Annotated in this window: 2 protein-coding genes; one reads left to right on the top strand and one right to left on the bottom strand. The window is 48.0% G+C overall.

Annotated elements, in window-relative coordinates; all coding sequences use genetic code 11:
• Nucleotides 1-244 precede the first annotated feature (244 nt).
• Complete coding sequence (locus F7Q90_RS25360) at nt 245-625, top strand: hypothetical protein (RefSeq protein ID WP_044241790.1); 381 nt, start codon at nt 245-247, stop codon at nt 623-625.
• Nucleotides 626-899: 274 nt separating this feature from the next.
• Here F7Q90_RS25360 and F7Q90_RS25355 read toward each other — a convergent pair.
• Nucleotides 900-2,173: DNA primase family protein (locus tag F7Q90_RS25355; protein WP_249042842.1), on the bottom strand; the 1,274-nt coding region annotated here is incomplete at its 5' end.

Genomic DNA, 2,173 nt, shown 5'->3' with positions numbered 1-2,173 from the left:
GCCATTGGTTTTCTCTCATTGCATATATTGGGATAATTATAATATTTATTGCAATTTATGCAACATAAATACTCGATAAATATACAGTGGTTTCTGTGCTTTTCGGCGCTAATTGTCAGACGGTACAAGCTGAACCAAAAACTTATTGCTTATTACCTGTGCATCAACAATGCATTAATAGTTCTAAAGAAATTCTTCTGCGTTCCGATTAGTTTCATTAACTACCGCAACTGATGGATTAATCATGGAAAAAGAAACCCCTGAACTACCAAGCGAAAAATCACCCAGAATTAATGATTTCAGCGGTAATTTTCGCGATATTCTCAGAGACAGCATGCTGGCACATACCCTTATACTTCTTATTATCTCTATGTATGTGATTCTTGAAGTCAGACATCCTGAGGATGCTACTTTGGGCATATCCTTTATGATTGTTTTCGGTATTGCACTGGTGATTATTGGTATCTGGCTAGTTTCATGCCTCAGGGCAAGCTATAAAAAAATGATCCCCCGCGTTGAGTTCAAGCGACTTTGCATGGTTTTTCATTTAGGCATTTTTGAGACCCTGCTCGTAGGGTCAATTGTTTACACTGCCCACAGCATCGTAGGCGCTCTCGCACATTAATCTTTTCAGGCGGGCGCTCATGCAGCCCGCATCTCCCATGAGCTGCTCCCCGTTAATTTATTCACCGTGCCAAGAAAGCCCAAACAGAAAGCGCGGGCATTAAAGAGCCAGCCAGGGAAAAGCCTTCAAAAATCCTCATAACTCTTTCCTGAAATTGGGTAGATAAGGTAGATAACAGGTAGATAATAAAAAATTAGTTATCTACCCAATTAACCTGATGATTTATATATATTTTATTTCAAAAGGTAGATAAGGTAGATAACCCCACTGAATTTTATAAAAACTCGTCAGCCTTATCGGTAATCTGAACGTTGGTCTGCCGCCGTCCTTTGATGGTTCGGGTCAGATATTCTGATTTGTACTCCTTCGCCGCTTCCTTGATGGCCTTGCCAAACTCAGTAACGCTCAGCGGCTTACTCAGCCCCTGATATTCCATAAAGTCCAGATAGAGGTGATACAGGTATCTCCTTGGCTGGCGAATGCCATCACTACGCTTGCCGCCGCCCATTTCCAGCCCGCGAGGTTCGCTCATGAACGCCAGCGCGGCGCACATGTCGATAACAGGATTTGACGCGCGTTTGATTTCGAGCGCTTCCATGCTGTCGCGTTGCTCGATAAGCAGCTCACGGGCCTTTTCCGGGTCTGCGAAGTCAGCCAGCAGGCGACGAACGATCACCGGTATTTCATGCGCAATTTTCTCAGACAGATGCGGGTCTTTGTCTTCTTCCTTCACGCGATGATTGAACTGGAAAATCACCCTACGCCGGGCAACGCCACCAGCACGCTCGGTGAAAATCATTGGCGTGTTGTTGGTAGCCACGACAACGGCACGCAGAACGGCCGTGTACTGGTGAATGTATTTTGGGTTGATCTCAACTGCATCACCGCCCGTAATCGCCTTGATGCCCGTTCCCTCGCCTGTGTATTTGGGCTGGTCAGGAAGGGTGATCATGCTCTTACCCACGAACTGAGCACGGCCCTGTGCGGTATCCAGCGCGGCCATATTGCCGCTGGCGGTGTTGTGCTGTCCGGCCAGCAGGGTCGCTATCTGAGTGAAGACACTTTTTCCGCTGCCGCCTGAACCGGTAATCTCAAGGAACAACTGCCAGTCGTAGCGGTTCGCCAGCACCATAAACAGGGCAGCGGTAATACGGCGCATTTTAAGTCCATCGTTCTCGGCAACATGGCTCAGCCACTTGTGAAAATTTGGTGCGTTATCATGCAGGTTTTCGCCAGGCGTGGCGGCGGTATACCCGATGCCGTTATGGTTCATCAGCCAGTTATCGGCTGAATGCGCCGTAAACGCGCCGGACGCCATATCGTAAACCCCGTTAGCAAAGGGAATGAGGTTGCGGCGGGGTTCGCCCATGATCGGCGCTACCACTTTAAGCGCCTCCACGGCGTTGTTAATCGTCCTTTTGCCAAAGTTGGTCTGGTGCTCGTTGTAGATCACCGCCATTTCACGGCTAAGCTGCAGCGTTGAAATAATCTCCCATACGCCGTTCTGATAGATATAAAACGCCTCACTCTCCGGGTGAATGCATATTC

The organism is Pantoea stewartii subsp. stewartii (assembly GCF_008801695.1).
Taxonomy (GTDB): Bacteria; Pseudomonadota; Gammaproteobacteria; order Enterobacterales; family Enterobacteriaceae; genus Pantoea; species Pantoea stewartii.
Note: the sequence above shows the minus strand (reverse complement) of the source record. Positions and strands in the feature narration are given on the sequence as shown.

Coding starts and splice junctions, on each gene's coding strand:
- F7Q90_RS25360 (WP_044241790.1), top strand. CDS start 245: ATGGAAAAAGAAACCCCTGAACTACCAAGCGAAAAATCACCCAGAATT.